Here is a 25,848-nt window from a genome sequence, read left to right as displayed (position 1 = left end):
GGGCGGGAATGCCCGTTTTTTTATTAAATAGTAGTGTAACAAAAAATCTGTTATCAGTAATAGATAAAATCTATTACCAACAACAGATATTGTAGAACCAAAAAACGTTATCCATTTTGGATAGCGTTTTTTAGTCTGCAGAAATATAAAAACCCCAACCACAACGGGCAGGGGTGCTTTTTTAAAAGTTAAAGAATGATAGTTGCTTAAACTGGTCTTGTTTAGTGGCGGAAGGATGGTACTCGTCATAGCGTTTTGCCAGTTCAGGGTGATCCAGCAGATTCAAAGTTGAAATGACCAGCTGGCGAATCGTTGCTGTATCAATCTGAGAATAACCGGCAATTTGGGCGAGCACAAGTGCGTTGATGCGGCGAATCAGACGGTCATCGTGCGTCAAGTGGTTCAAGCTCCGTAGAATCTTGCGCGCATCAAACACCGCTTTTTTCCCGTTTTGCTTTTCCACAAAGTGAACCGTAATCTGAATATGTGACTGTTGCGGTTTTTGTTTGTTCACGGCTAAGTCTCCTTTTTATCAATATGTTAATCGTAGAACATCTGTTTGAAAAAAGCAACAATATATAGCATAACTTAATTATTTTTCTACCAGATATGGTAGATATCGCTTTTTAAGAACTAACAGAGTGTTGTCTTATTTTTTTGATAGAAAAATTTGCTAGAAACAGAAAGTCGTCATATGCAAAAAGCCCCGATTGCCAGTTTGGCAATCGGGGCTAGGGATATTCGTTTAAATTAGTCTAAGTCGGTTACTCGAGCAGTACCAACATGATGCCACCAGGGTGCTTTAACGGATTCGATGATCACACCGCGGTTTTGAGAATCAATCATCTTACCATTACCGATGTACATCCCAACGTGACTGATACTGTGCTTGCTGCCACCGAAGAATACCAAGTCACCCTTCTTAGCGTGGGCGTACTTAACTTTTTTCAGCTTGTTGTATTGTGCTTGGGCAGTCCGTGGAATGGCCTTTGAAGCGCCCTTCTTGTAAACGTATGAAGTTAAACCTGAGCAGTCAAAGCGTGAAGGACCAGTTGAACCCCAGCCGTATGGTTTGCCAAGTTGGTTTTTGGCAACCTTATAAATCTTTGAGTAAGATGGTGTGTCAGCTTTTGCTGTGGTGCTGTGAGTCATGTTAGTAGCAATTGTAAAGCCAAGTACTGCGATTGCGGTTAATGCGAGTTTAACGAACCATTTCTTCATAATTTTGAAATATCCCCTTTTTGATATGTAGTCGAATAACGTTTTTTTAAATTTTAAATTTATCTTAATCAATTCAACGAGACTAAGTGTATCAATTGGAGATTACAGTAGTGTTTCAGTGAATTATCTATTAGATTAATGAAAACGACAGGGTCGTAATTTTTGCAGTCAGAAAACGACCCTTTCCATGACTAAACGCTGTTATAACAGGCTCTCATTGTTTGTTGCAAGACTGTAACAAAGCCTGGAAATTCAGGGGAATTTCTGCAAAATAACGTAAAAAACCCGCAATTTTAAAATTAAATTGCGGGTTTTAAACATCATTTGCTGAAAATCAGAGGTTAATTTTAGATTTTGGTGTTGCGTCAGTTGGCAATTGTAAATACTGAAGATGGGTCATATCAATGATACCAATGTAGTGAGTAAAATTATGATTGGCAGGTTGTTTACCGGTTTGCCTTGGGATAATGACTTGATCAAGAATTGAGCTTGCCCTTGAAACGGCTGTTGCTGCCGTTGCTGGTTGTGGCTGCCCCCAGAGGTTAATGGTTGTTCTAATGAAACGATTCGTGGGAATTGGCCCCTCTGGTAGAGGCCGATGTTCATCAAGCCAGCGTTTGGCAGCGTCCTTCACGTGCACGTTATCAGTACTTAAAAATTGATTAACGCGCTGTAGGTGGTCGGCTAATTCGGGTGTATTAGTTAATACGTTCAGCGGATCGCTGATTAGCTTCAAGGACAGGGTCGTTGGTTCTAAGACGGCAGTTGCTCCGGTTTTATCTGCCAATAGCCAGTGGAATGGGTAGACTTTATTTTCTGCGTACCAGATTTTACCAACGAGAGCAACGTTAGGAAGGTCGGCGGCAACTTCGGCAATCGTACTGTGCTGACTGAGCACCCACAAAATTAAATCCTGTGGTGTCAGGTTAGTCTTTTCGGCTTGCGGCTCGTCAAAATAGTGAGTCCGATTTGGAAAATAGAGTTCAGCACAGGCCAATCCTGCACTGTTTAATCCATCCCCAAAAAGATAATGGCCGTTTAAATGGCGAGCTGAGCCAACTATGCGGTACTGAGTAGCGTGGCTTTCACCAAAAATTGGCTGCCAATTAGTACCAACTTCAAGAATTGTCGGCTGCCAAGGATCAACGTTAGGAAAGTCCATCGTTCTTGCCAACAGGTGTGTGCCATCGGCTGCGGTTAATGTAAGACTGGTGCACATTTCAAAAGCCCCCTAGATATGTTGTATAATGCCATTATAGGCTAGTGAAACATTTCTACATAAAGACTTGTTTTCAAACCTCATTTTAGATAACCTAAAGGAAAGTTAAGCGCGACTCTAGGTAGGACATAGTGACAAAAGCGTTAAATCATGGATAAGAATGGGAGAAATTGACATGAAATCAGCATGGAATTTAGTTGGTATGGGGCTATGGCTCCTACTATTAATCTACTTAATTTGGATGGTGCACGACATGCGGGTTCGCCGGCTGAAGCTTTTGGTTACGGAGAAACGTTCCTGGTCATGGCAAAACATCACTAAATCTGGTGTTGAACTCGTGATCTTCTTGCTTGGTCTGTGGGGGATGAGCTATGCCACCTTATTTCAGGACGTACAGCAGCTTAATCCTAATCGGGTCACGGTGGCTTACCATTACAAACCGCTAGTCTTAGATACCAGTGCGACTAATAGTTCAGATTATGTGACTGTTAAAACGGGTAATGGCCGTAAGCCAGCCCAATATTATACTTTCTATACGGAGGGTGAAAAAGACATCGTCCCTGGTGACAGCGCAACCGTTTCAACTGGGAGTCATCCAATCAACCTGGTTGCTTCATCCTATAAGTGGGATATGAAGAAAGTTGGTCAGATGGAAAAAAATCATCAAAAAGCCTGGGTTGGCGTTGTGGAGACCACTTATAAGAAGAATTTCTTAAATGGTATTGGCCTTCACGCCGGTCGACTAGCTAACCGCTTCACGTTGATTCGAGTGCCAGATCATTCATTTGTTAAGCAAGTGACACACGATAATGAGCAATAACATATGTAGAAACTAAAAGCACCGTCCTTCACATAAAGGGCGGTGTTTTTTTGAGTTAACTCAGTTCCAATCCTTTAGCAGATTGGGGGTAATCACCATGGTCAAGCCTGGTCGCATCTCTGCGGAGCCACGTACTTGAGCTGATCGTTTGGAGGTGGTAATCACCATGGAATAGTATAGTCAGTTTTGCGGTGAATGTTTAATATATAGCTCAATTTTTTATCAATGAGAAAAGTCGTTTGGATTGGCATCTAACGGACCGTAATCATCCATATTCGTATCACGGTAATCCCACCACTCGTTTTCATAGCCGACAAAGCCGGCGTCAGTCATCGCCTTCACTAAGGTTTGAAAATTCTTTTCTTGAGCGGGGGTTCGTGGATAGTCGCGGACAGCTTTTCCAGTGAAATCATCAAAGCCAGATTGCATTTCGATTTCGTTATCCTCTAAGTCAGTTAAGGTGAGGTCAAAAGTGACCCCTTTTTGATGGGAGTAATTCGGATCTGGTTTAGCCACCCAAGTTGGGTTGGAGACAACTTCGAATAGTTTTTCCTGAGCCGCTGTTGGCCGGTAAGCGTCCCAAACTTTGATTCGGTAGCCCTGTTGCTTTAATGCTTTAGCGGCCTTGCCAAGCTTTTTTGCTGTACCAATTCGAGCAATCGCGGTCGTAAAGTCGTAAATGACGCGACCGGTAAAATTATCAGTAGTCGCGTATTTAAGGTCAACAATAATGTCTGGATCAGCATCTTGAATGTTCATATAGCCTTCTTCAATCATCAAAATCCCTCCTAGGGTAGCAGTTTCAAGTGGATTATAGCATATACCAATACTGCTGGGAACCGATATTTCGCAATTGGTGGGCGACGTTAATTGTTTGATTTAGACCAATAAGTAAAGATTTATGCTCACAATTAATAGAAAATTAGAAATTTTCAAAGAATGGTCATAATTTGGTTACTTATCTCCGATAAACTAAAAATTGTAAAAAGATTAGTAATAAGGAGATGAGGACGATGCAAGCACCTAAAACGGAACCAAAAAAAAGACGGTTTAAAATGCCGTCAGCCTACACGATTTTATTCATGATTATTACCTTAGTGGCAGTTCTTACCTGGGTTATTCCAGCGGGAGCGTATAACACCGATAAGGCCGGCAATATTATTGCGCATACTTATAAGTCAGTTACCGCTAACCCGCAAGGTATCTGGGATGTCTTTATGGCGCCAGTATACGGCATGATCGGTAACGACCATACTGAGGGCGCAATCTCGATTTCACTATTTATTCTGGTAATCGGTGGTTTCCTTGGCGTCGTTAATAAAACCAAGGCCCTGGATGACGGGATTGGTGCTGTCGTCCGTCGATATAAGGGTAAAGAAAAACGCTTGATTCCAATTCTGATGATTTTGTTTGCATTAGGTGGAACGACTTACGGGATGGCGGAAGAAACCATCGCTTTTTACCCATTACTGATTCCGGTAATGATTGGCGTTGGGTTTGATTCGCTGACTGCCGTGGCCATCATTTTAGTTGGCTCACAAATTGGTGTGCTGGCATCTACCGTGAACCCATTTGCAACCGGGGTGGCTAGCCAGACGCTTGACTTATCCATGGGTCAGGGAATTTTTCCTCGGTTAGCACTGTTAGTGATCACCTTGGTATTAGGTATCTGGTATGTATATCGCTATGCATCCAAGGTTGAAAAAGATCCGAGTAAGTCCGCTGTATTTGAACAGCGGCAAGAAGATTTGGACCGTTTCTCCGTGGACGATGCGGATGACGCTGGTACCATGACGGGTCGGCAAAAGGGTGTTCTGGCACTGTTTGGGTTGACCTTCCTGCTGATGATTATCGGCTTGATTCCTTGGAGCACGATCAACGATAAATGGACGTTCTTTGAAAGTGCAACGAAGTGGTTAGCAAGTATTCCAGTTATCGGTAATATTTTGGGGAGCGATATGGTGCCAATGGGTGACTGGTACTTCTCAGAAATTACCATGTTGTTCTTGTTAATGTCAGTTGTCGTGATGTTCGTCTACAAGATGAAGGAAGCAGATTTCATTAATGCCTTCATTGGCGGGATGGCAGAGTTCCTGAGTGTGGCGATCATCGTGGCTGTGGCTCGTGGAATTCAAGTGGTTATGAACGATGGCTTAATCACCGATACAGTACTGCATTGGGGTGAAATGGGACTGAAGGGTCTCTCAGAAAGTGTCTTCATTATCATCACGTACATTTTCTACATCCCGATGTCCTTCCTGATTCCGTCAACGTCAGGGTTAGCGTCTGCAACCATGGGCATTATCGGCCCAATGGGTAAATTCGCCGGCGTGGATGGCAGCGTAGTTATCACGGCGTACCAAGCAGCATCCGGTTGGGTAAACTTAATTACCCCAACTTCAGGTGTTGTAATGGGGGCCTTGGCAATTGCTCACATCAACATTAGCGTTTGGTGGAAGTGGATTGCTAAGCTGATGATTTACCTGTTCGTTGTGACGAGTGTATTTCTTGGAATATTGGCAATTTTGTAAGGTGCGTATACAGGCGGTTAGAGACTGGAGCCTAAGCTGATGCCGGTAAAAATCCCGGTTTTGGATTTATACCGGTATTGGCTTAGGTGCAAGTCTCTGCCTGTAGGAGCCCGATTAAGAAAAGGTGAGGAAACAAGCAAGGTGCAAAAAAAAGCACTTAGAGAGCGGAGTGTAAGGGACGGGCGCCAAAAATCCCGAACTTGGATTTTAGGTGGCTGTCCCTTACATGCAGTTCTCTGCTTGTTGTAGCCCGATTAGGCAAGGTGCGCAAACAAGCGGTTAGAGACTGGAGCCTAAGCTGATGCCGGTAAAAATCCCGATCTTGGATTTATACCGGTATTGGCTTAGGTGCAAGTCTCTGCTTGTTGTAGCCTGATTAGGCAATATAACCTCAAACAGCAAAAACACGAAAACATTCTATATAAAAAATCCACCAACAAAAAAGGAGGCACCCACATGCAAACCGAAATCAAAGCAACCCACCAAAAAGCTGCAATAGAGGCCCTCAAACGACTAGTCAAACATCCTTCAAGCACCACTGACCCAGCTCCAGGTGCGCCATTTGGGCAACCCATCAGAGATGCATTAGATGAAATGATGACAATCTGTGATGAGCTCGGCTTTAAGACCTATACGGATCCCGAAGGCCATTACGGTTATGCCGAAGTTGGTGAAGGTATGGACATCTTTGGCATTCTCGGTCACGTAGACGTTGTGCCTGCCGGAGACATTGCTGACTGGAGTTATGACCCCTTTGATCTCACCGTTGAAAACGGCGTGATGTACGGGCGCGGCGTCCAGGATGATAAAGGACCGTCAGTAGCTGCCCTCTATGCTGTTAAAGCGCTGATGGATGCCGGCGTAACGTTTAAAGAACGAATCCGGTTTATTTTCGGGACTGACGAAGAGACCCTTTGGCGCGGCATTGCTGTTTATCAGAAAAATGAAGAACCCATCACTCATGGGATTGCACCTGACTCTGAGTTCCCGGTGACTTATGCGGAAAAAGGGTTACAGCAATCCTACTTTGTGGGGCCGGGCAGCACTGAATTTAGCCTTAAAATGCAAAACGCCTTCAATGCTGTTCCTGCTAAAGCTAAATATAATGGGCCAAAGTTGGAAGCGGTTAAGCCAGCACTTGATGCATTCGGCTTTGGCTATGAAACGGATGACGAGGGGATTACAGTCACCGGTAAATCCGTGCACGCAATGCTGGCGCCAGAAGGGACCAACGCAGTGTTGCGATTAGCGATGGCGTTAGACAAAGTGTTCCCAGATGGGCCACTAGGACTGATTGGACGGTGCTTCAAAGAAGATGCCACCGGTGCCAATCTAGTAGGTGACGTGGCCGATAGCGCCTCCGGTCATTTGACCGTCAATATTTCAAACATCGAAGTAAGTCCAGAAGAAACGCGAATGCAAGTTGATATGCGAATTCCAGTAACCGTGGATCACGATGAATTGATTGAGAAAATGACTCAAAAGATTGACGGATATGGTTATCGTTACGAAGACTTTGATTATTTAGCACCGTTATACGTACCGAAAGATAGTGAGTTAGTTGAAAAATTAATGACAGTTTATCGCGAAGTTACGGGTGATACGACTGAGCCACAGGTTTCTGGCGGAGCCACTTATGCTCGGACGATGAATCAGTGTGTGGCATTCGGTGCGATGCTGCCCGATGTAACGGACTACATGCATCAGGTTGATGAACAGTGGGAATTGGAAAAAATGTTCACCGCGATGGACATTTATGCTGCGGCAATTAAGGCAATTGTAAGCAAATAGTCAATAAAAGGACTGAGAAACTGGTTATCATAGCCGTTTCTCAGTCCTTTTGATTTGAACTAGTTAAGCTTCATAATGATCATCCAGATAAACACCGATATCCTCCACAAATAATTGGCCAGTATACTGTTTACCTGATTCAGTAACGAATCCCTTTTTGGCGTATGCAAATGAACTCGTGGCAGTTGCTTTAACCGTGGCGCCTTGAGGCTCACCAGTATCGGCGTTTAAGCCAGATGGGACGTCAACGCTAAAGACTCTAGCGGATGAGGCGTTAATAGCGTCAATCCAATCGGCAAATTTACCCTCAACCGGTCGATCCAAACCAATCCCAAAGATTGCGTCAACAATGGTTGTGTAGTCAGCGAGGTCAGTACTAGCAGGCATCACTGGGATCTTGTAATAGTGCAAGATCTTAAGTTGCTGTGCTGTTTCCGTGGAAGTGTGGTCTTCTGCTCCCGTTAGCATGACAGTGACTTTGACATCACGAACGTGTAGCATCCGCGCAATCGCCAGACCGTCACCGCCGTTATTGCCAGTACCAGCAAAAATCAGCACATTAGTGAGATCAAAGTTGCCATTTAATAGCCGCCCTGTTGCGCCTAGCGCCGCCCGCTCCATCAAAACTAACGATGGAATTCCAATTTCTTGAATTGTATGTGAGTCACCCTGACGTGCCTGAGCGATGCTTACTGTTCGTGCCATGTTAATAACCACTCCTTAGTTAGTTTATTTCAAATCTAGCGTAGTCGTTTCTGGCGTAAAATACTAGTCAGAAATGGGGCGCCTCTAGAAGAAGCAAAAAATTCCGTTGACGATTTTCGTTAATCGCAGCGGAATTTTTAATTGATTATAAAATGGTAGATTATTTTTTAACTTTCGGATCAACAACATCGTTCTTTAATGGAATTTGGTGCCGGTCTGACAGCACGACTCTCGAAATATCGAAAAGTTCGCGTCCTAAGTGGTTGATATCGATATCTTTTAAGTCCGGTGCGATAGAGTCCCACCATTTCTCAACTTGGGACAACCCATAATCCAGCAATTCTTTACCATCTTCAGTAAGGGTTAGTTCTTTAACCCGTTTGTCTTTGGCGGAGGCTTCTTTATGGATTAAACCAAGCGCAGTTAAGTGTTTGACCATCCGTTTCATCAAACCTTCATCAACGGCCAAAGTGGTAGATGCCCGACGCTGACTGATAGGTTGGCTTTCGAGGATAAGGACCATCAGATACATCTCAGTAATATTGACGGGTAACTTATCCTTGATCAGCAGTTGGTTCATATCACGTTGGAGTTGACGATGAAGAATCGCACTGTAAGTTGAAACGGTTAAATAATCTTTCTTGAGTTCTGCCACTAACTTTCACCTCGGTAACTTAAGCATTTGACTATTAAAGTATAACTGTCTTTATATAATTTGAATAGCTTTACTTAGTCAATTTTTAAAATTCTCGTGATAGCTGCCTGCATTTCATCAGGTTGAACCGTGGTATTGTGGCGAACTTTAGCATCAAAGAGGGCTTGAATTGCTTTAGGCAGCGGTACGTTGATGTGTTCTTGCAGCCGCTTAACCGCCTTCAGACCGTCAACTTCGACGTCGTGGCCTTCAATGGCGCTGAGTACGGCGTTAGGGAACTTATAAGGACTGGCGGTTGATACGATGACCATTGGGTGAGCATCGTTAGTTGTCTGGCGGTATTTGTCAGCCACAGCCTTGGCAACCGCGGTATGCGGGTCGATGGCAAACTTGGTCTGGTTGAAGACGTTAGCAATTGCCTGTCGGTCATCATCACTACTGGCAAAATCGGCCGAAAAGACGGTCTGCAACTGTTGGAGCACAGCCGGTTTTACTTGATAGTGGCCAAGTTTTTCAAGTTCATGCATGTATGCAGCGGTTTGAGTTGCATCTTCACCGGTTGCATGGAAAACCAGCCGTTCCAAATTGCTGGAGACCAGAATATCCATGGATGGTGAAGTTGTGGTGAAGAATGGCCGGATCCGGTCGTAATAACCCGTTTTGAAGAAATCGGTCAAAACATTGTTCTGGTTGGAAGCACAAATCAGTCGGTTAACTGGTAAGCCCAGCTGTTTAGCATAATAACCCGCTAAGATATCGCCAAAATTACCAGTGGGTACCGTAAAGTTGATTGTGTCACCATTTTTAATGGCGTTTTGCTTCACCAGTTGCCCGTATGCGTAAAAGTAATAAGCCACTTGAGGAACCAGACGACCAATGTTAATCGAATTAGCCGATGAGAACTGGAAGCCGTGAGTAGCCAACTGAGCTTGGAACTCCTGATCATTGAAGATTTCCTTAACATTGGTCTGTGCCTGATCAAAGTTACCGTTGATTGCTACCACGTAAGTATTTTCACCCACTTGGGTAATCATTTGCTGTTTTTGGATCGCACTGACGCCTTGGCTAGGATAAAAGACGATAATTTTCGTGCCGGGAACATCTGCGAAACCGGCCATGGCGGCCTTACCGGTATCGCCAGAGGTTGCGGTGAGGATCACAATTTCTTTTTTGAAATGATTCTTCTTGGCAGCCGTGGTCATCAGGTGAGGCAAGATTGATAATGCCAGATCCTTGAAAGCAATCGTGGCGCCATGGAATAACTCCAGGTAATAATCATCGCCATGGTGACTGACGGGGGCAATCAACTGGTCATCGAATTTATCATCGTAAGCTGCGTTGACACAATCTCGAATCTCCGAGTCTGTAAAGTCGGTCAAGAAAGCTTTCAGTACTTTAAAAGCTACTTCTTGATAGGCCATGGTTGGTAATTGCTGTAAATCCAAATCAAGTTGGGGTGCTTCAGTTGGCACGTAAAGGCCACCGTCTGGGCTTAATCCTTGTAGAATGGCGGCGGATGCAGTTAAGACGTCACTGGCGTCTCCACGGGTACTGCGATATAAGAGTGTCATGATTGTCTCCTTTTTTCATCTGAATTGAGTCTCTTTATGACTAGTTTACCTGATTTAATGAGAAATTACAGAGGAGATTTTAATTTATCGTTCATTTTTCTACATCGGAAAGTAACCATCACTTTCCTTTAGTGCTAATGATTGTTAAGATGATTTACAGCGAAACGATTCTTCAAAGAAATTTAACAGGTCTTTTACAACGTATCATGCTAAAATGGCTTGAAGACTATGACGAAAAGAGGATTCACTCATGGAAATTGAAGTTCCGGAAACCATGGCAGAAGTCGAAAAAGAAGTTACCCGGCGTCAAGCAAACGGTGAAACCGTTACAGTTGCCGACGTGATTAAAGATACAGTGTTAGCCTCATTTCAGGCTTATTTAGAGTTCGCCGAAGAAGGCCACTATGATTCAGCTCAGTGGCAAGATGAAAACATTGAAGTAATCGATATCATGAAACAACCAGTTGAGACCATTACGCCGCAAACTGATTCATTCGTGAATGATTTTAAAGCCAGCAATGATGCCTGTTTCTTATATTTGCAGGAAGCAGCGGCAAAAATAGCCGGCATGCGTTAATTTGAATTTTCTTTCTATATAGAGTAGAACGCTGATTAGTGTTCTACTCTTTTTCTTTTGAGAAATTAGTATCCAAAACTTGTAAAGTTATATGTTCATACCTATACTCGAGTTGTGAATGGTCTACGTTAGGGCAGTCACAATTGGAGGAGGATACTATGCAAAAAAGAGCAGTCAAATTAAGTGCGCTATTAGGGATTGGCGTGACGGCATTAACCGCTGGCTTAATTTTTAATTTTAATGGATTAAGCCCGGTTAGTCAGATGAGTGAATCAGTAGTGTTAGCGGCCACAGTCACAAAATCTGATAGTGAGATTAAATATCCAGTGCTATATAAATCGATTAATCCGGATACTTCAACTTATACAGTCGAGCGCTACACTAAGTCCGACTATTTAGCTCGAGCTAAGTTTGTTGTTGGTGATACCGACGACTATTATGGTGCTTACACACAAGATATCGCCTTAATGGGCGGGAATCAGACCTACGAGCTTAACTATGTGCTTCGTGGAAATGGCGATGTGACGCGGGTCAGTCAAAGCCCAGATGAACATCCTAAAGATGTGTACAGCCAACTCACTGGATTTACCCGGATGTCACCGAATGGCGATATGATTAGCCTGACCTTTGATCCTAAGACGGAAAAGGTGACGACTGCGACAGCCTACGTCAAAACCAATACAAAGCCAACCGTCACCAGTTTATCCGACGATGGATTAATCGGTAAAAACAGTGCGTTGACCCATAATGAATATGATGTCAACATTAAGCCGGCAGACGATGCCACTAAAACGACGGTGACGGATCAAGGTATTGATCAGCCAATCGTGGTTGGTCCATATACCATCACTTTGGATAAATTAGGGTCATTTAAAGTGGTGCACAAAGCTAGCGATGGCGCCACTGATACGATGACATCGAATCTAAACACGGAAGTTATGCAGGGCTACCAAGATAGAACTGGGACTTTCTTCCCAGATTACTCGTTTGATACAACTTATACCAAGCCAACAAATAATTCAGGAACTACGGGTGGCTCAACGTTAACTCCGCCTACTGGTGGCGATTCGTCCTCAACACCGATCGATAACTCGACACAGACTGTTCCTAACAACGGCAATGATAGTGCCACAGCACCATCGCAAGCTGTGACGACAACTTCTGGCTCAGGTACGGTTGTTCCCGGTACAAGTGTCCGGAAGGGGCAAGCCGTTTATGCGGTAAAGAGTATTTACATGTATTCAAAACGGGATTTTGCTACCAAGTATCGTAAGATCTACTATCCTAAACAGAAGCGAATTAACCGGCCAATGTTTGTTGTCACGGGGTATACCCGTTCAAAGAATGGTGCAGTTCGATATATCGTGCGTGATGTCAATCACACCAAGAAGACGGATGGTAAGAAGGGGTATATCACAGCTAATAAGGACTATGTTGTGCCAGTATACTACAGCTCCTTGCCAGCTTCTAAGACGGTTACAGTAATTGCGACCCATGGCATTAACTCGTATCGAAAAGTTAATTTAACCAACAAAGTAAAGCACTACAAGAAGGGGACTCATCTAAAAGTCGTTAAAATTGTGAAGCACAATTTGACTACTCGCTATATTATGAGTAACGGCCAATATTTCACGACCAACAAAAAGTTTGTGATTGCTGGACGTTATTAATTGAAAGCTTGTAGCAAGATAGTATTTAAAAATTAATATGAAAAGTCCGCATTCCATTTGTTGATGGGATGCGGACTTTTCGCTCTCTGAAGCTGAGTGTGGACGGATGGTAGCCTACTACAATACTTGAAATCCTTGGGAAACACCGCTATCATAGTTATGTTGAGCGCCCTTAGTGTAATGGATAGCACATGAGATTTCGGTCCTCATGATCCGAGTTCGACTCTCGGGGGGCGCATAATATGAGTATTATATGCGGTACAAACGCTGATATATAGCGATTCTTGATCAAGCTGTATTTTACTGGTGACATTTTTGGTGACTTTTGGTTGTTAATTAATGAGTGTGTTTAGAAAACTAGCACTGATAAACACCGTTAAATCAGTGCTTTTCAGTTCTATTTTTTGGCGATTTCTAAATGTAAGATTAATGACGTCGAGCTGGTGACTTTCCGCGCCAATCAAGTGTACCAGATTCGTAATGGGACCAGCAAGAATGGATTGTAACCGTTTTTAATTTTTGATCAATTGTATAGACAACACGGTGCTGACTGTTTATTCGGCGGGAATAGAAGCCAGCACCAGGTGGTGTTAATTTTTCAAATGATTGTACTGGTTCATAGGGATTAGTAGCTAATACCTTTTCGATTGCTATAAATGCATTGCGCAACGGACTCTGAAGCACCTTTTTTAAGTCACTTTTTGCGGATGACTTAATCTTGATCTGCCAATTATTTTTCATTGTCAATCTCTCGAATCATTTGATCTAGATCGACTTCTTCGTCGTTTTTGTCATTTTGTCTAGCGATGGCGTCTTGTAATTGACCATTCATAATTAAAGACATGGTTTCTTGCATGGCATCATAATCTTTTTTGCTCATTAATACTGCGCTGCGTTCTTCATCAGCACCAGCAATAATAACTGGGTGCGAATCTTGATTTGTCATTTTAATAAGGGCGTATAGGTTTGAACGAGCTTTAGTTGGATTAACAATTTTTTCCATCGTAATCACCTCTATCTTAGTAAGTTAATTATATCAGTACGTGAATGCGTACGTCAATCGAATGAACTTAGCTGTTAACTGAAGTAATTCTGGTTGGACTTCATTATAATCTTCTTGCAACTTAGTTTCGAATAGGGGACAGATATTAATAAGTTGCTTTCTTTGACGATAATACAGCCATGTTTTTATGAATTATTGTGTTATGTCTGTTTGAAAAAATCCAATGGTTGCCCAAATAGTAGGGTAACCATTGGATTTTTTACTTGAGCTGGTTTTGATTAAATTAGTAACGATGGAAGTAATGGGTCTCGTACTTATCGCTGATTTTGATTTTATTATGGCTGTACCATTTAGCTTTGAAAGTGTAAGTCGTCGAAAGCGCTTTACCAGTAATTTGGTAAGTGTGCTTGCCAAGATATTTGTATTTGGCATTCATAGCAATCGGCCTGGACATATCAGATGATCCTCGTTTCCCTTTGATATAGCCGGTTTCGTATGAGTTAACGTTTTTCTTGCTGATGCTAGTCCGAATGACCTTCAAGTATTTAGTTGGCCCCCCATCCCGAGTATACCATTGAGCTTGCCACTTCCCTTGAAGTGACTTAGGCGTTCCTTTATGCCAGCTGGCAGCATTGACTGAAACTGATCCGCTCCCGACAACGGTTAAACCTACAGTAATCGTTATGATACTTTTAATGATTTTGTTTTTCATAATAGTCCCCCCCTAATTGAATAAAAGTATACCATTGTGATTTATATTTAGATATATGCCTTTTACAAAACTGTCAGGCGGCATAGTTAACAACCGACCATACTGCCCCAATGGTTGTTTATTATTCCATTATTTTGACCTTTTCAATGTAATATTATTAGCTGATTTCGTATCAGTGTAAAACTCGGTTTCCAAAATTTATGGCTGGAATAGTGTCACTGCACAATTGTCTGCCCAGCATTATTTGTTGTGAATACTAACATAGCGACGGATTTTCAATTTTTAGAAAATCTGTCGCTATATTTTTAACTTGATTAATTTAAACAAACCTGATCTTATGCACCGCGCAAAGTACTATCCCAATTCCCGCTTAAGATAATCCTCAAAACTGTGCGGTTTTCTGCCCAGTAACATGGTTAAGACATTTGGATTGCCATCTAATCCCCACTGGCTATAGCTATCAGCTAACTGATGGAATCCAGCCCTGAAGTACAAATCTTGCGCACCAATCTGATCAAGAAATTGGTCTGGTGAGATGTAACTAGCCTTTGCGTTGAGTCCAGTATAGGCATTAAACATAGTGACTAATTGTTTGGGTGTGTAAGGCTGCGTACCCACCAATTCGTAGGTTGCCTTGTTATGTTTCTTTGGATCAGCAATAACCTTTTCGACAACTTCTGATACGTCTAAAGGATCGACGTAAGCAACGCGGCCGTCCAAACTATAGAAAATTTGGTACTCGCCCGTCTTCTTTACCTGGTTGGGGTCAAAGTTATGCATATAGTGCATCGGTTGCAAAATCGTATATGGGAGCTGAGTCGACATTCCGGTGTAAATGAGATGTTCCTCGACGTCCCGTTTAGCAATATGCTGTAATAATGAGCTTAAAATGGGGTGAGTAACCGATACGAAGACAAATTGCTGTAATGGCTTTGCGGCGGCTAAATCAATTAATGATTTACCAATTAACGCTTCTTCGGCAGAGAACAGCGGCGGAATATAAACCAGTACGTCGGCAGCATCAATCACCTTGTGTTGAACTGATAAATCAGTCAAATCGCCAACAATCGAATCTTGGATTCCCGGTAAATCGGCAACTTTGGGATTAATGTCAGTTGCGGTAACCGGGTAACCTTTATCAACGAGATACTTTACAATAATCGAACCTGTATGACCGGCAGCGGATGTCACAATAATCATGATTATCATCTCCTCACCAAAATAGTATCACAAATTAAGTGCATATGCACCTAATTTGTGATACTATGCACTTGGATAAACAATATCTTTTAGGAGGTCACCATCATGAAACTTGTTAATCATCATGTGTTAATTACCGGTGGAACTACAGGGATAGGTTTTGGTCTGGCACAGAAATTGGTCGATTTAGGAAATGAAGTTTTAGTCGTCGATTATAGTCAAGAAAATATTGATCACGCCAAAAAAGAACTTCCAGCACTGAAAACGTTCAAAGCTGATTTGAGCGATGATAGCGAACGTCAACGCTTAGCTGATTGGGTTCAGGTCAACTATAGTCAGTTAGATGTATTGATTAATAATGCTGGTATCCAGCGTTGGATCAATCTTCTAAATGGAAATAATCGTCAATCGTGGGATTGGTATCGCCAAGAATTTGCGATTAACTTTGAGGCACCATTACATCTAACCATGTTGCTGCTGCCGCTGATTACCAGTCATAAAGACAGCGCCATTATCAATGTTTCCTCAGGCTTGGTGATCACAGTTGGAGCGTGGGTGCCAATTTACACGGCATCCAAGAATGCCGTTCATGGCTTCACTCAATCGTTGCGGCTGCAGCTAGATCATACTGACACCGCCGTATTTGAGATTTTGCCACCAGCTGTCAATACTAACCTTGGTGGTAGCGGTGAACACACATATGGTACTGATCTGAATGAATTTGTTTCCGCCGTTATCGAGCAGCTTGGTAATGATTTACCAGAAATCACCTACGACACCTCATGGACGCAGTTACGTGCAACTAAGCAGGAGAATCAAGAAATGACAGAAAAAGTTTGGGAAATGTTTAAGGAGAATCCAAACTTTAAGAACGCTTAGTGATTGGCTGCTGTTTTCATTTATTCTTTAAATAAGTAGTTTTGCAGGAGAATTTTAATTCGTATAAAGAAATGGCTTCACCCCAGAAAAATTCCGGAGTGAAGCCATTTTATTTGTTAGTAGTTTAATCTGCCAGTTGATAGTGCTTCTTAACCGCGTTAGAGAGGTAAGTTAAGATGGCAATCAGAATCAGGTACATCATGGCGATCAAGAACCAGACCTTGAAACCTTCCATGTTCTTGGCGATGATGATGGTTCCTTGTTGGGTCAGTTCAGCAACCCCAATAGCGGACAGAACGGAAGTACCCTTGAGGGCGATAATGAACTGGTTGATGAAGGATGGCACCATGATTCGAACCGCTTGTGGAAGAACAATCTGGCGCATGGTGTCAAAGTAAGACATCCCACAGGCACGGGCAGCTTCCATTTGCCCGCTTGGAACAGCTTCAATTCCCCCGCTAACGAAAGACGCTGTATAGGCGCTGTTTTCTAGCGTGATGGTCACAACCCCAGCGATGAATAAAGGAATTTTTTGACCGGTCAAATCTGGCAGCCCGATGTAAACGAAGAAGGCGAGCACCATAACGGGAATACTCTTGAAGATGAAAGCGTATGTGCTCGAGATGGCTCGGAGCGTTTTACTAGGAACCGTGCCTAAGACGCCGAGAATCACACCAATAATGGTGGCAAAAATGATGGCTAACACGGTGATTTCAATAGTCATCGTGATACCACTAATAAATGAGTCGGCGTTTTGACGCAGCAGACCAATGAAGGAACGATCCACTTTAGTGGCACCAGTAACGGTACTGTTCTTGCCAAGGTAGGTAGTCATAATTTTATTGTAGGTTCCATCTGCTTTAATGGCTTTTAAGCCCGTGTTAAATTGCTGCAGTAACTTCTTGTGAGTTCCCTTTTTAACTGCAAAGGCAACTGGGTTTTTATTGTAGGCTTTACCAACGAGGTGAAGTTTCATTTTATTTTTGATGGCGGATTCGACAGTTGCAGTAGAATCGACAGCTGCCACAGTGTTGCCCACCAGCACATCGTTTAATTCGGTATTACTATCCTTAAAACGTCGTAGTTGAAAGCCGTACTTCTTTTGCATGGACTCGGCGAAGGCTTCAGAGGTAGACCCGGCTTTAACGGCAACGGTCTTCCCCTTTAAATCAGACCAGCTGTTAATTTTACTCTTAGTTGGAGCGGCCAAGGTCAACCCGACATTTAAGTAGGAATCGGAAAAGTCCATTTTTTCTTTCCGTTCAGGGGTGATCATCAGAGCGGCGAGGACGCCGTCTGTCTGGTTGCCTTCCAGAGCAGTGATGTTGGCGGTCAGTTCCATGGGTTTAAAGGTATAGGTAAAATGTTCCTTTTTGGCAATGGCTTTGAAAATTTCAATCTCTAATCCCGGATGTTTTCCGGTGTAGCCACCCTTATTATCCTGAATTTGGAAAGGCATGAAAGTTGGACCTGTTCCAATCGTATAGTGATCAGCCGCTTTAGCTTGGCCCGGAAAAAGTAGGGTGAAAGCGAATAAACAAACAAATACAAGTGATAATTTAATCAAGTTTTTTCTCATCAAATTCACATCCCTGACGTTTTTTACATACTATAGCACGGCTAAATAGAAATTAAAAGCGGTGTTACTTCAAATAAAAGCTTGAATATTCATCTAAAAACGCGTGAATTGTAGATTGTTGACAGATTAGAAAATAATTAGTATATTTTAATCTAGTGAGTAATATTCATTCAAAAAAACTGTAATTATTCTGATTATTAACTCTGTAATCTAAAAACTATTCATGAAGAGAGGGACTGCATTTGACTGTAAAAATTGGTATTGCAAGTAACCATATGATTCATCCAACAAAAACGCTAGACACGAACTATTTTGACTATATCCAAATTGATTACGTGGATGCTGTTCGTCACGCTGGTGGAACGCCAGTGGTTTTACCGATCGGGGATCCAAGTGAGGCAGCAACTTACATCGAAATGGTGGATGGCTTGCTGTTAGCTGGTGGCCAAGGAGTGACGCCGGTTTTGTATGGGACGGAACCACTTCGAGAAGTGACCGATACGGATGTGTATCGTGACCGGTTTGAAATCGCATTAGTTAAAGCAGCAATTGCCGCACGCAAACCAATCCTAGGCATCTGCCGGGGGTCTCAAGTCATCAATGTCGCGTTGAACGGCACGTTATATCAGGACATCTACTCGCAAATGGGTGCCACCGAAAAACACAATCAGTTACCAACGTCTTGGGAAATTCCAACCCAGCACGTGACGACAATAGCCGGATCGTGGTTGGATAGGTTGTTAGGACACCGTTTTCTGGTCAATACTTTCCATCATCAGGCCATTCATGAGCTGGGAGATGGGTTAACCGCAGTGGCAAAAAGTGATGATAACGTGATTGAGGCCATTGGATCTTCAGACGGAAACGTGGTGGGTGTGCAATTCCACCCGGAGCGGATGTTCAAAACAACACCGGAGTTTAACGCTATATTTGATTATTTTATTGAACGTGCTCAGTAACTGAAAAGGTACGGAATGGAGGTAGCAATATGTCGATGATTGAATTTCATAATGTTGAAAAGTACTATGGCGATTTTCATGCTTTACATGATATTAACCTGACGATTGAAAGTGGCGAAACAGTGGTGTTGATCGGGCCATCTGGTTCCGGAAAATCTACCCTCATTCGAACAATCAATGGACTGGAGACCATTCAAAGGGGGCAATTAATTGTTAACGGTCAAGATCTGGCCAATAAATCCACGGATATGAACCGGATCCGTAAAAATGTGGGCATGGTGTTTCAACACTTTAACCTGTACGCTAACAAAACCATTTTGGAAAATATCATGTTGGCGCCACGGATGGTATTGAAACGGCCAGAAGAAGAGAATAAAAAGGTTGCCATGGACTTGCTGGATCAGGTCGGACTCGTTGATCAAGCTGCCAAGCTGCCTTCACAACTTTCTGGTGGGCAACAGCAACGAATCGCCATTGCCCGGTCGTTAGCCATGCATCCTAAGGCATTATTATTTGACGAACCAACTAGTGCCTTGGACCCTGAAATGATTGATGATGTGCTCAACGTTATGAAAGATATCGCTAGAGACTCTGACATGACCATGCTAGTGGTGACTCACGAAATGGGCTTTGCTAGAGAAGTGGCCAACCGGGTTATTTTTATGGCGGATGGTCACATTCTGGAAGACGATAGCAAGGAGCACTTCTTCAATGGCCAACCTGAGAATGAGCGGGCACGGCAGTTCTTGGCAAAGATTATTACGCATTAATAGATGGAAAGTTAAGTCTTATAGGAAGATTACTGTTGATAATTGCTTTTATGTCTTTACATTTAAAGATTGATTGTCCCAGTTAGGTCTCAATTCAGGCCTAAAACTTGCGGCAGGCTGGAGACATGATATAATAAAGTTGCAATTAAAAAAGTAGCACTATATACACCAAAAGCCTTAGCAGCTGCCACTGCTAAGGCTTTTTTACGTTGATAGACGGGGTGGGCTAGTGTTGCCTAGAAAATTTACTTGCGGTGCTTACGGTCTAGCCAATCCGCAAACCAGATCGATATAATCGAAACCACAAGTGGGGCAATTAAAAAGTTAAGCACTGTATACACCTCCCAACCGTTGCGGTATGGGTTAGGCAACATTTAAAATTGTACCATGTGAAGAAGAGTTAACCTATACACATTACAGCTCACGCAAAAAAAAGACGGGACATAACTAGATAATGTCCCAAAATTAAATTGATCTCATGATAAACTAGTATCAACTACATAATTTACATCGAGGTGATCAGTCGGAATGAAGAAACAGATTACAGTTTCAGCAACACGTCCAGCAGTTTGGCAAGATACTGACGTCACTTATGCGCGCGTATTCACCCAAGATGAGCATACGGAAGTTGATTTACATTTGTCAGTTCTTCGACCCTTCGAAAGCCCGTCACATCCATTACCAGTTATCTTTTGGTTTTGCGGTGGTGGCTGGGTCACTGTTGATCACACTGGCCGGCTACCCAATTTAGTTGATTTTGTCCGTGCTGGGTACGTTGTGGTGAGCGTCGAATATCGTACGAGTGATCAAGCACACTGGCCAGCTCAATTAGAAGACGCCAAAGCAGCTATTCGCTATATTAAAGCGCACGCCAAACATTATGGCATTGATCCCCAGCGTACAACAGCTATGGGCGAGTCAGCTGGAGGGCATTTAGCCAGCATGGTTGCTTTAACCGGCGGGATCCAGGAGTATGAAAAGGGTAACTATCTATATCAGAATAGTGATGTGAAAGTCGCCATTCCGTGGTGTGGCATCGTGAGTCCACTGACCGCTAAGCAACGTTCCCAGACGGATACGCTGGACTACATTTATGATAAATTATTGGACTGTGAACCAGAGGACAATCCGGCATTGGTGGCAAAAGCCAATCCGCGGAGTTTTATCCATGGACAAGACGTTTCTTTCCTATTACTACACGGTACCAATGACGATGTGGCGCCGTTGCAAGATGACGAAGAGTTTTACAACGATCTGATTGCTCATGATATGACTGCTGATCTATATGAGTTGGATGGTGCTCGACATCTCGATGCAGATTTCTTACAGCCGGAAGTGATTCAGATTGTTTTGACGTTCTTAGGGAAGAACTTGTAACCATTTCTCCTAATGCGTGATTATTGTGTAACAATCCCAATAATTGTTGCAATACTGATCCAAAGTACCACTCCAGCAATTGCGAGAGTCACAATAAGCGTGATACAGCTACTCATGCAACTGAATAGGCAGTCAAAACCATTTGAAAAGTTTTCCATGATTGCCTCCTTCCTTTAAAGTACTTGTTGGTTGCAGTTAGTTGATTTTTTCCAGAACATGTCAGTTCTGAGAAGTGAAATTGACAAAAGAAAAAGACGTGTAATTTACACACGCCTTGGTTATAGCCTAGTGAACTTTTCCACATCCTATGGCTTTCTCTCTCGGGACTGCTCTTCGCCCCAAGTAGCATTATAGCACGTTTCTTTAGAATAAATGGCCTTCAGTTGATTTTTAACTTCGACTTGCCGGCAACAACTATTAAATTTAAATACAAAACAAATTGATTTAAATAACTTAGATTTTGGCGCCATCAAACACCCATAGGGAGAGAATATTTATGAAAATTCGTCCAATTGAACCAAAGGATAATCAACCACTAAAAGCGATCATTCAATCTGCTATTCGGGAGTACGGTAACGACGTCCCAGGCTCGCCATATTATGATCAAGTCTTAGACCATTTAGCTGAACATTATGCCCAGTTGGACAAAGCTAAATATTGGGTGGCAGAAGTCGATGGTGAATTGGTCGGCGGTGCTGGATTAGGACCATTTACCTATCCCAATACGGCCGAATTCCAGAAATTATACTTATCACCTGCTGCGCGCGGTCATCATATCGGCCATCAATTAGAAACCTTAGCGGAGAAAACGGCTAAGGAATACGGCTATGAAAAATTCTATATTGAAACCTTTTTGAACTATAAAGCAGCCCGTGGCCTTTACCAGCACGTTGGGTTCAAGCAGCTTGATGAACCGCTGGGAGATCAGCCGTCGCATGAGGCATGTAATGCTTGGTATGTTAAGGATTTGAAATAAACGTAATCCTTATAAATAGGATCGCACGCTAAACTGGTTATAACCAGTTTAACGTGCGATTTTTTCTATTATTAATTAGCCAATGTGTTTTCGTTGGATTAAATCCAAATTAATATCAATATAACCAATCGTTAACTTTGGATTGAATTTTGTTAGCAAAATAATTAATTATATTATATGAAAATTAACTATTTATTAAGAATCCTAGTTATGCTAGCATTAAAGCATATGTTTTAGGGATGGATGGCACTTATGAAGACAAAATTTTACATACTTGGGACACTGGCGCTTTCTGTGCTTCTGACTGGCTGTGGCACTAATAACCACGCAAAGACAGCGGCACATGCCAATGGTGATCCACAAACTAGTCAGAACGCGGACAGCAAACAGCCCCAAAAGACAGCAGATCCGCAACACGTTCACGTACCACAGCTTAAGCTGTCAACTGGTGGCGGGAGTCAAGATTGGGTGGGCACGCACAGTTCAACGGGACTGGTTAACGTCATCAACCAATCAATGCGAGGCATTCAGCCAGGCACGCATGGTCCTGCTAAGTGGACAGTGGCAGTGACATCGCTGGATGGCAGCCAACAAGCGTACATGACGAATTGGTCGCCGGGCCACGCACAGTCATCAGCTTCAACCATTAAATTATTCATTTTAATTCGTTATTATCAGGAGCTGCAGAAGGGCACGATTCATGCATCTGACCGTTATACGTTGCAGAAGACTGATAAGGTTTCCGGCTCGGGTATTTTGTTACACAAGCCAGTTGGGACCCAATACACGTTAAAACAACTGGTAAAACTGATGATTGAAAAGAGTGATAACATTGCCACTAATGTTTTGATCGATCGGTTAGGCGGATTCAAGGGCGTTGACCAAACGATTTCAACCGTTATTGGTCCCACTCATTATTCCAATCTTGAACGGAAGATGATGGATATTTCAAATATTAATAATGGTAAAACTAATCGAATCAACGCTTGGGAGGCCGTGCAGACATTGAGGGCCATTTATCGTGGACACTTGATCGATGCTACCACTGATCAGGCAATGTTAACGCCAATGCTCAAAACCGAGAACCGGACGAAACTACCGGCGAAGTTACCAAAAGGGGCTATCTGTTGGAACAAGAGTGGCGAGTCCAACTATCGTGGCGTTGAAAACGATATGGCAATTATCAAGTATCAGGGCCATGTGTTTATGATTGCCGCCTTGATTGAGTTAGACGGTGATGGTCAGACGCCACAAAATGCGAGTGAAGAGCAAACTGACAGTCAGGTAGCTGCGATTGCTCGATTAGGGGCAAACGTGACAAATTGGATGGTTCAACAATAATTTAGAAAGTTTAGGGGGGAATATGGCTATGCCAAATCGATCAAACAGTCAAAAATCATCTAAGAACGCATTAATGACGTGGGGGATTTCAGCACTCATCGTCATCGTTGTTGTTGCGGGTGGCTTCGTCTTTTACCAACATCAACAAACGAAAAAAGCCTTCGCAAGCGATATTGCGCAAGCACGGAAACTGGTGTTATATAATCCACTGGTTAAAACTGGTGCGGCGCAAAAATTACAAGATGAGTTACCTGGTACAGGGGATAAAACAACGGATGCTCAGCTTGAAAAACGACTTAATCGCAAACAGTTTGAAAGGTTGCTTAAGCAAGCTAAAACGCAGCTAGCCAAAACTAATCAGTCGGAGCTCGATAAGCAAAACAAGTTGGCAGGTCAAACCGAAAAGAAGCTGGATGGCTTGAAAAATAAATCTAGCTTCCCGGCTACTTCAAAGAAGGATGCTGATTCATTGACGCAACTGAGTCAGACCTACTATCAGCAAAAAGATGCCGTTGGCTTGAACGTTTCGGTTGCTGGTCTGCAATCATTGGCGGGTCAAACGGCTACTTTGATTCAAAAGAAGACGGCTAAAGCTAATGCCTTGGCTAAGGCTGCTACTTCTGGCAATTATCCTTCCATCGGTGCCCTACGTGGTGATTTACCATACGGTGCCGGAGTGATTTTGATTGATGAAATGGATGATGGTCCTGCAGCCAAAGCCGGGTTGAGTACCGTTGATGATGGCGGTTGGGACGACAGTAACGTGATTGTCGGGATTGACCAATATCCTGTTAAATCATCAGTTATTGGTAATGACAGCATGGATAACGCTATGAAACAAATCGAGTTAGGTTCCGAGGCAACAGTCAAGATGAAGGATGGATCCACTCATCGTATCAAGCTGAACTTGTCCCATAACGATGTCAACACAGGTGATATGCAAGACTTTAAGAATCCATCAGGCGATGGCGATACTGATATTGACTTTGGGGTTAAGGGTTATAGTATCCGAACTCACAATAACGATAAGGAAATCGGTATGGTGATCACCAGCATCGAAGACGACAGTTCGGCCAGCGATAGTGATCTTAAACCGGGTGATGTCATTTGCCGGATCGATGACGAAACGGTTGGTACCGAGCATAGCATCGACCAGATTACCAGCGATTATTCGGATGGCGATTCTGTCACGGTTGATTATGTGACTAAGAGCGGTCATTTGAAGAGTACCGACGTGTCATTGGTTGAATACTAGGGGGGATTATTGATGGAAAATGCAAAGTTATTCTGCCCTAACTGTGGCACTGAAAACCCGATGTCAGCTGCTTTTTGTCAAAACTGCGGCGCGGATTTAACTCAGGCGAAGGCACAGGTTCAAGCAAGGGTTGAAGCACAAACTAAGGCGAATCAAGAAGCTATTTATCGGCAAGCAGTTGAGCTGGCAGATAAGGGTAATGCTCGTCAAGCAGCAACCTTATTCGAACAGCTTGGTGATTATCAAGATGCCCATGAGAAGGCGGTTGCCAACCAGACTTTAGCTGCTGCGCAAGAGAAAAAACAGTTAGAAGCTCAGCAACAACAGCTTTACGACAACGCCATGTCAGCGTTCACTCAGGGTGATTTGACCAATGCAGCTAACATGTTTGCGCAACTTGGCAACTACCAGGATGCTCAAGACAAGCTAGGCTTAGTTCAAAAAGCATTGGCTGACAATCAAAAGCGGGTACAAGCACAAAACTATGAGCAGGCTTACCAGGCAACATTAGTCCGTGCGAACCAAGCTAGTCGTTCAGTTGATGTTCAAATTGCGCTGAATGATTTGGCACAATTTGGCGATTATAAGGATGCTCGTCAACAGAGCGCAGCGTTGCAAGCTAAGTTACCCGCCATGTTGGCAGCTGAAAAAGCTAAGAAGGCAAGCGCTAGCAAGCGGACGAAACGGATCGCAATTATTGCAAGTATTGTGGTAGTCATCCTCGTCATTATCGGTGGCGGATACGCATACCACGCGCATACGGTTAGCGCGCTGAGGACTCAAGTAATGGCGCAACGTGGTAGCAATGCCAGAAGCTTCAATGCGCTGCCCAACACGACTCAGCACGATATTCGCGACATGGTTGCCACTTATCATGGCAACGTCAACGATTACACATACTCGTTGAAGCAAAAGACCACTAACTACAATATCGTTTCGTACCGGTTTGTTGGTCCCAATCACAGCAAGGATGTGTTACCAACCTCTGGCACGCGCACCTACAATCAAACAGCTATTACTCATCAATAAAAGGAGTG

The 25,848-nt window shown here is 43.2% G+C and carries 25 protein-coding genes and 1 tRNA gene; 14 read left to right on the top strand and 12 right to left on the bottom strand.

All coding sequences use genetic code 11. From position 1 onward, the window contains the following. Positions 1–181 precede the first annotated feature (181 nt). From HC026_RS06860 to HC026_RS06850, 3 genes are all read right to left on the bottom strand, one after another. Entirely contained in the window at positions 182–514 is a 333-nt protein-coding gene (locus HC026_RS06860; RefSeq protein WP_168925251.1) for an ATP cone domain-containing protein, read from the bottom strand. Positions 515–750: 236 nt separating this feature from the next. After that, positions 751–1,221, bottom strand: coding sequence for a C40 family peptidase (locus HC026_RS06855; protein WP_168925250.1), 471 nt, complete (start codon positions 1,219–1,221; stop codon positions 751–753). 334 nt (positions 1,222–1,555) lie between these two features. Beyond that, positions 1,556–2,440, bottom strand: coding sequence for a linear amide C-N hydrolase (locus tag HC026_RS06850; RefSeq protein ID WP_168925249.1), 885 nt, complete (start codon positions 2,438–2,440; stop codon positions 1,556–1,558). A gap of 175 nt (positions 2,441–2,615) precedes the next feature. Here HC026_RS06850 and HC026_RS06845 point away from each other — a divergent pair, with 175 nt between their 5' ends. Next, positions 2,616–3,260, top strand: a complete 645-nt coding sequence (locus tag HC026_RS06845; protein WP_168925248.1) for an LVIS_2131 family protein — start codon at positions 2,616–2,618, stop codon at positions 3,258–3,260. A 222-nt stretch (positions 3,261–3,482) separates the two neighbouring features. Here HC026_RS06845 and HC026_RS06840 read toward each other — a convergent pair whose 3' ends face one another. After that, positions 3,483–4,037: a M15 family metallopeptidase gene (locus HC026_RS06840; protein ID WP_168925247.1), complete on the bottom strand. Its 555-nt coding sequence runs from the start codon at positions 4,035–4,037 to the stop codon at positions 3,483–3,485. Between the two features lie 236 nt (positions 4,038–4,273). Here HC026_RS06840 and HC026_RS06835 point away from each other — a divergent pair, with 236 nt between their 5' ends. Together HC026_RS06835 and HC026_RS06830 are read left to right on the top strand one after the other, a co-directional pair. Next, positions 4,274–5,791 carry a YfcC family protein gene (locus tag HC026_RS06835; protein ID WP_168925246.1) on the top strand — a complete coding sequence of 506 codons (1,518 nt, stop codon included), beginning with the start codon at positions 4,274–4,276 and terminating at the stop codon, positions 5,789–5,791. A gap of 456 nt (positions 5,792–6,247) precedes the next feature. Beyond that, positions 6,248–7,582: a M20 family metallopeptidase gene (locus tag HC026_RS06830; protein WP_168925245.1), complete on the top strand. Its 1,335-nt coding sequence runs from the start codon at positions 6,248–6,250 to the stop codon at positions 7,580–7,582. Between the two features lie 63 nt (positions 7,583–7,645). Here the strand turns inward: HC026_RS06830 and HC026_RS06825 are convergent, their stop codons facing one another. The 3 genes from HC026_RS06825 to thrC form a co-directional block, all read right to left on the bottom strand. Further along, entirely contained in the window at positions 7,646–8,287 is a 642-nt protein-coding gene (locus tag HC026_RS06825) for an NAD(P)H-hydrate epimerase (protein WP_168925244.1), read from the bottom strand. A 160-nt stretch (positions 8,288–8,447) separates the two neighbouring features. Further along, a complete protein-coding gene (locus HC026_RS06820) occupies positions 8,448–8,942 on the bottom strand; it encodes a MarR family winged helix-turn-helix transcriptional regulator (RefSeq protein WP_240890976.1) in 495 nt (164 codons plus the stop codon). Between the two features lie 74 nt (positions 8,943–9,016). After that, positions 9,017–10,513, bottom strand: coding sequence for a threonine synthase (thrC, locus tag HC026_RS06815; RefSeq protein WP_168925243.1), 1,497 nt, complete (start codon positions 10,511–10,513; stop codon positions 9,017–9,019). 250 nt (positions 10,514–10,763) lie between these two features. Here thrC and HC026_RS06810 point away from each other — a divergent pair, with 250 nt between their 5' ends. The 3 genes from HC026_RS06810 (at position 10,764) to HC026_RS06800 (ending at position 12,998) form a co-directional block, all read left to right on the top strand. Then, positions 10,764–11,090, top strand: coding sequence for a hypothetical protein (locus HC026_RS06810; RefSeq protein ID WP_168925242.1), 327 nt, complete (start codon positions 10,764–10,766; stop codon positions 11,088–11,090). 158 nt (positions 11,091–11,248) lie between these two features. Then, positions 11,249–12,760 (top strand): DUF5776 domain-containing protein, encoded by a 1,512-nt coding sequence (locus HC026_RS06805; protein ID WP_168925241.1) that lies wholly within the window; start codon positions 11,249–11,251, stop codon positions 12,758–12,760. A gap of 166 nt (positions 12,761–12,926) precedes the next feature. After that, positions 12,927–12,998, top strand: a tRNA-Arg gene (locus tag HC026_RS06800). Between the two features lie 188 nt (positions 12,999–13,186). Here the strand turns inward: HC026_RS06800 and HC026_RS06795 are convergent. From HC026_RS06795 to HC026_RS06780, 4 genes are all read right to left on the bottom strand, one after another. Further along, positions 13,187–13,501 (bottom strand): Txe/YoeB family addiction module toxin, encoded by a 315-nt coding sequence (locus tag HC026_RS06795; protein WP_168925240.1) that lies wholly within the window; start codon positions 13,499–13,501, stop codon positions 13,187–13,189. Next, on the bottom strand, positions 13,491–13,763 hold the full coding sequence (locus HC026_RS06790) for a type II toxin-antitoxin system Phd/YefM family antitoxin (RefSeq protein WP_168925239.1): 273 nt from the start codon (positions 13,761–13,763) through the stop codon (positions 13,491–13,493). Before HC026_RS06790 ends, HC026_RS06795 begins: the two co-directional genes overlap by 11 nt. Before the next feature lie 283 nt (positions 13,764–14,046). Further along, the gene (locus HC026_RS06785) at positions 14,047–14,475 is read right to left on the bottom strand and encodes a hypothetical protein (protein WP_168925238.1); all 429 of its coding nucleotides are present in this window, start codon (positions 14,473–14,475) and stop codon (positions 14,047–14,049) included. 354 nt (positions 14,476–14,829) lie between these two features. Beyond that, positions 14,830–15,675 carry an SDR family oxidoreductase gene (locus tag HC026_RS06780; protein ID WP_168925237.1) on the bottom strand — a complete coding sequence of 282 codons (846 nt, stop codon included), beginning with the start codon at positions 15,673–15,675 and terminating at the stop codon, positions 14,830–14,832. Between the two features lie 105 nt (positions 15,676–15,780). On the opposite strand from HC026_RS06780, the gene HC026_RS06775 reads away from it, so the two are divergent. Further along, positions 15,781–16,554 carry an SDR family NAD(P)-dependent oxidoreductase gene (locus HC026_RS06775; RefSeq protein WP_168925236.1) on the top strand — a complete coding sequence of 258 codons (774 nt, stop codon included), beginning with the start codon at positions 15,781–15,783 and terminating at the stop codon, positions 16,552–16,554. A 124-nt stretch (positions 16,555–16,678) separates the two neighbouring features. Here HC026_RS06775 and HC026_RS06770 read toward each other — a convergent pair whose 3' ends face one another. Continuing rightward, positions 16,679–18,133, bottom strand: a complete 1,455-nt coding sequence (locus tag HC026_RS06770; protein WP_168925235.1) for an ABC transporter substrate-binding protein/permease — start codon at positions 18,131–18,133, stop codon at positions 16,679–16,681. A gap of 242 nt (positions 18,134–18,375) precedes the next feature. On the opposite strand from HC026_RS06770, the gene HC026_RS06765 reads away from it, so the two are divergent. The 7 genes from HC026_RS06765 (at position 18,376) to HC026_RS06735 (ending at position 25,840) form a co-directional block, all read left to right on the top strand. Beyond that, positions 18,376–19,092, top strand: a complete 717-nt coding sequence (locus HC026_RS06765; RefSeq protein WP_168925234.1) for a gamma-glutamyl-gamma-aminobutyrate hydrolase family protein — start codon at positions 18,376–18,378, stop codon at positions 19,090–19,092. A gap of 29 nt (positions 19,093–19,121) precedes the next feature. Beyond that, entirely contained in the window at positions 19,122–19,862 is a 741-nt protein-coding gene (locus HC026_RS06760) for an amino acid ABC transporter ATP-binding protein (protein WP_168925233.1), read from the top strand. A gap of 528 nt (positions 19,863–20,390) precedes the next feature. Then, the gene (locus HC026_RS06755; protein WP_168925232.1) at positions 20,391–21,239 is read left to right on the top strand and encodes an alpha/beta hydrolase; all 849 of its coding nucleotides are present in this window, start codon (positions 20,391–20,393) and stop codon (positions 21,237–21,239) included. Between the two features lie 496 nt (positions 21,240–21,735). After that, the gene (locus tag HC026_RS06750; RefSeq protein WP_168925231.1) at positions 21,736–22,215 is read left to right on the top strand and encodes a GNAT family N-acetyltransferase; all 480 of its coding nucleotides are present in this window, start codon (positions 21,736–21,738) and stop codon (positions 22,213–22,215) included. A 252-nt stretch (positions 22,216–22,467) separates the two neighbouring features. Continuing rightward, complete coding sequence (locus HC026_RS06745) at positions 22,468–23,556, top strand: serine hydrolase (RefSeq protein WP_168925230.1); 1,089 nt, start codon at positions 22,468–22,470, stop codon at positions 23,554–23,556. 28 nt (positions 23,557–23,584) lie between these two features. After that, positions 23,585–24,811, top strand: a complete 1,227-nt coding sequence (locus HC026_RS06740; protein ID WP_168925229.1) for a PDZ domain-containing protein — start codon at positions 23,585–23,587, stop codon at positions 24,809–24,811. Positions 24,812–24,823: 12 nt separating this feature from the next. Beyond that, positions 24,824–25,840: a zinc ribbon domain-containing protein gene (locus tag HC026_RS06735; protein WP_168925228.1), complete on the top strand. Its 1,017-nt coding sequence runs from the start codon at positions 24,824–24,826 to the stop codon at positions 25,838–25,840. Positions 25,841–25,848 lie beyond the last annotated feature (8 nt).

Origin of the sequence: Secundilactobacillus angelensis (genome assembly GCF_012641075.1) — a bacterium.
GTDB lineage: Bacteria > Bacillota > Bacilli > Lactobacillales > Lactobacillaceae > Secundilactobacillus > Secundilactobacillus angelensis.
This window is presented reverse-complemented; position numbering and strand designations above follow the sequence as displayed.

Bases quoted from the DNA above. Each gene is read 5' to 3' on its own strand.
- HC026_RS06830 (WP_168925245.1), top strand. From the start codon at position 6,248: ATGCAAACCGAAATCAAAGCAACCCACCAAAAAGCTGCAATAGAGGCC.
- HC026_RS06770 (WP_168925235.1), bottom strand. From the start codon at position 18,133: ATGAGAAAAAACTTGATTAAATTATCACTTGTATTTGTTTGTTTATTC.
- HC026_RS06840 (WP_168925247.1), bottom strand. From the start codon at position 4,037: ATGATTGAAGAAGGCTATATGAACATTCAAGATGCTGATCCAGACATT.
- HC026_RS06850 (WP_168925249.1), bottom strand. From the start codon at position 2,440: ATGTGCACCAGTCTTACATTAACCGCAGCCGATGGCACACACCTGTTG.
- HC026_RS06845 (WP_168925248.1), top strand. From the start codon at position 2,616: ATGAAATCAGCATGGAATTTAGTTGGTATGGGGCTATGGCTCCTACTA.
- HC026_RS06740 (WP_168925229.1), top strand. From the start codon at position 23,585: ATGCCAAATCGATCAAACAGTCAAAAATCATCTAAGAACGCATTAATG.
- HC026_RS06810 (WP_168925242.1), top strand. From the start codon at position 10,764: ATGGAAATTGAAGTTCCGGAAACCATGGCAGAAGTCGAAAAAGAAGTT.
- HC026_RS06835 (WP_168925246.1), top strand. From the start codon at position 4,274: ATGCAAGCACCTAAAACGGAACCAAAAAAAAGACGGTTTAAAATGCCG.
- HC026_RS06755 (WP_168925232.1), top strand. From the start codon at position 20,391: ATGAAGAAACAGATTACAGTTTCAGCAACACGTCCAGCAGTTTGGCAA.
- HC026_RS06745 (WP_168925230.1), top strand. From the start codon at position 22,468: ATGAAGACAAAATTTTACATACTTGGGACACTGGCGCTTTCTGTGCTT.
- thrC (WP_168925243.1), bottom strand. From the start codon at position 10,513: ATGACACTCTTATATCGCAGTACCCGTGGAGACGCCAGTGACGTCTTA.
- HC026_RS06855 (WP_168925250.1), bottom strand. From the start codon at position 1,221: ATGAAGAAATGGTTCGTTAAACTCGCATTAACCGCAATCGCAGTACTT.
- HC026_RS06805 (WP_168925241.1), top strand. From the start codon at position 11,249: ATGCAAAAAAGAGCAGTCAAATTAAGTGCGCTATTAGGGATTGGCGTG.
- HC026_RS06760 (WP_168925233.1), top strand. From the start codon at position 19,122: ATGTCGATGATTGAATTTCATAATGTTGAAAAGTACTATGGCGATTTT.
- HC026_RS06825 (WP_168925244.1), bottom strand. From the start codon at position 8,287: ATGGCACGAACAGTAAGCATCGCTCAGGCACGTCAGGGTGACTCACAT.
- HC026_RS06795 (WP_168925240.1), bottom strand. From the start codon at position 13,501: ATGAAAAATAATTGGCAGATCAAGATTAAGTCATCCGCAAAAAGTGAC.
- HC026_RS06780 (WP_168925237.1), bottom strand. From the start codon at position 15,675: ATGATTATTGTGACATCCGCTGCCGGTCATACAGGTTCGATTATTGTA.
- HC026_RS06735 (WP_168925228.1), top strand. From the start codon at position 24,824: ATGGAAAATGCAAAGTTATTCTGCCCTAACTGTGGCACTGAAAACCCG.
- HC026_RS06775 (WP_168925236.1), top strand. From the start codon at position 15,781: ATGAAACTTGTTAATCATCATGTGTTAATTACCGGTGGAACTACAGGG.
- HC026_RS06750 (WP_168925231.1), top strand. From the start codon at position 21,736: ATGAAAATTCGTCCAATTGAACCAAAGGATAATCAACCACTAAAAGCG.
- HC026_RS06785 (WP_168925238.1), bottom strand. From the start codon at position 14,475: ATGAAAAACAAAATCATTAAAAGTATCATAACGATTACTGTAGGTTTA.
- HC026_RS06790 (WP_168925239.1), bottom strand. From the start codon at position 13,763: ATGGAAAAAATTGTTAATCCAACTAAAGCTCGTTCAAACCTATACGCC.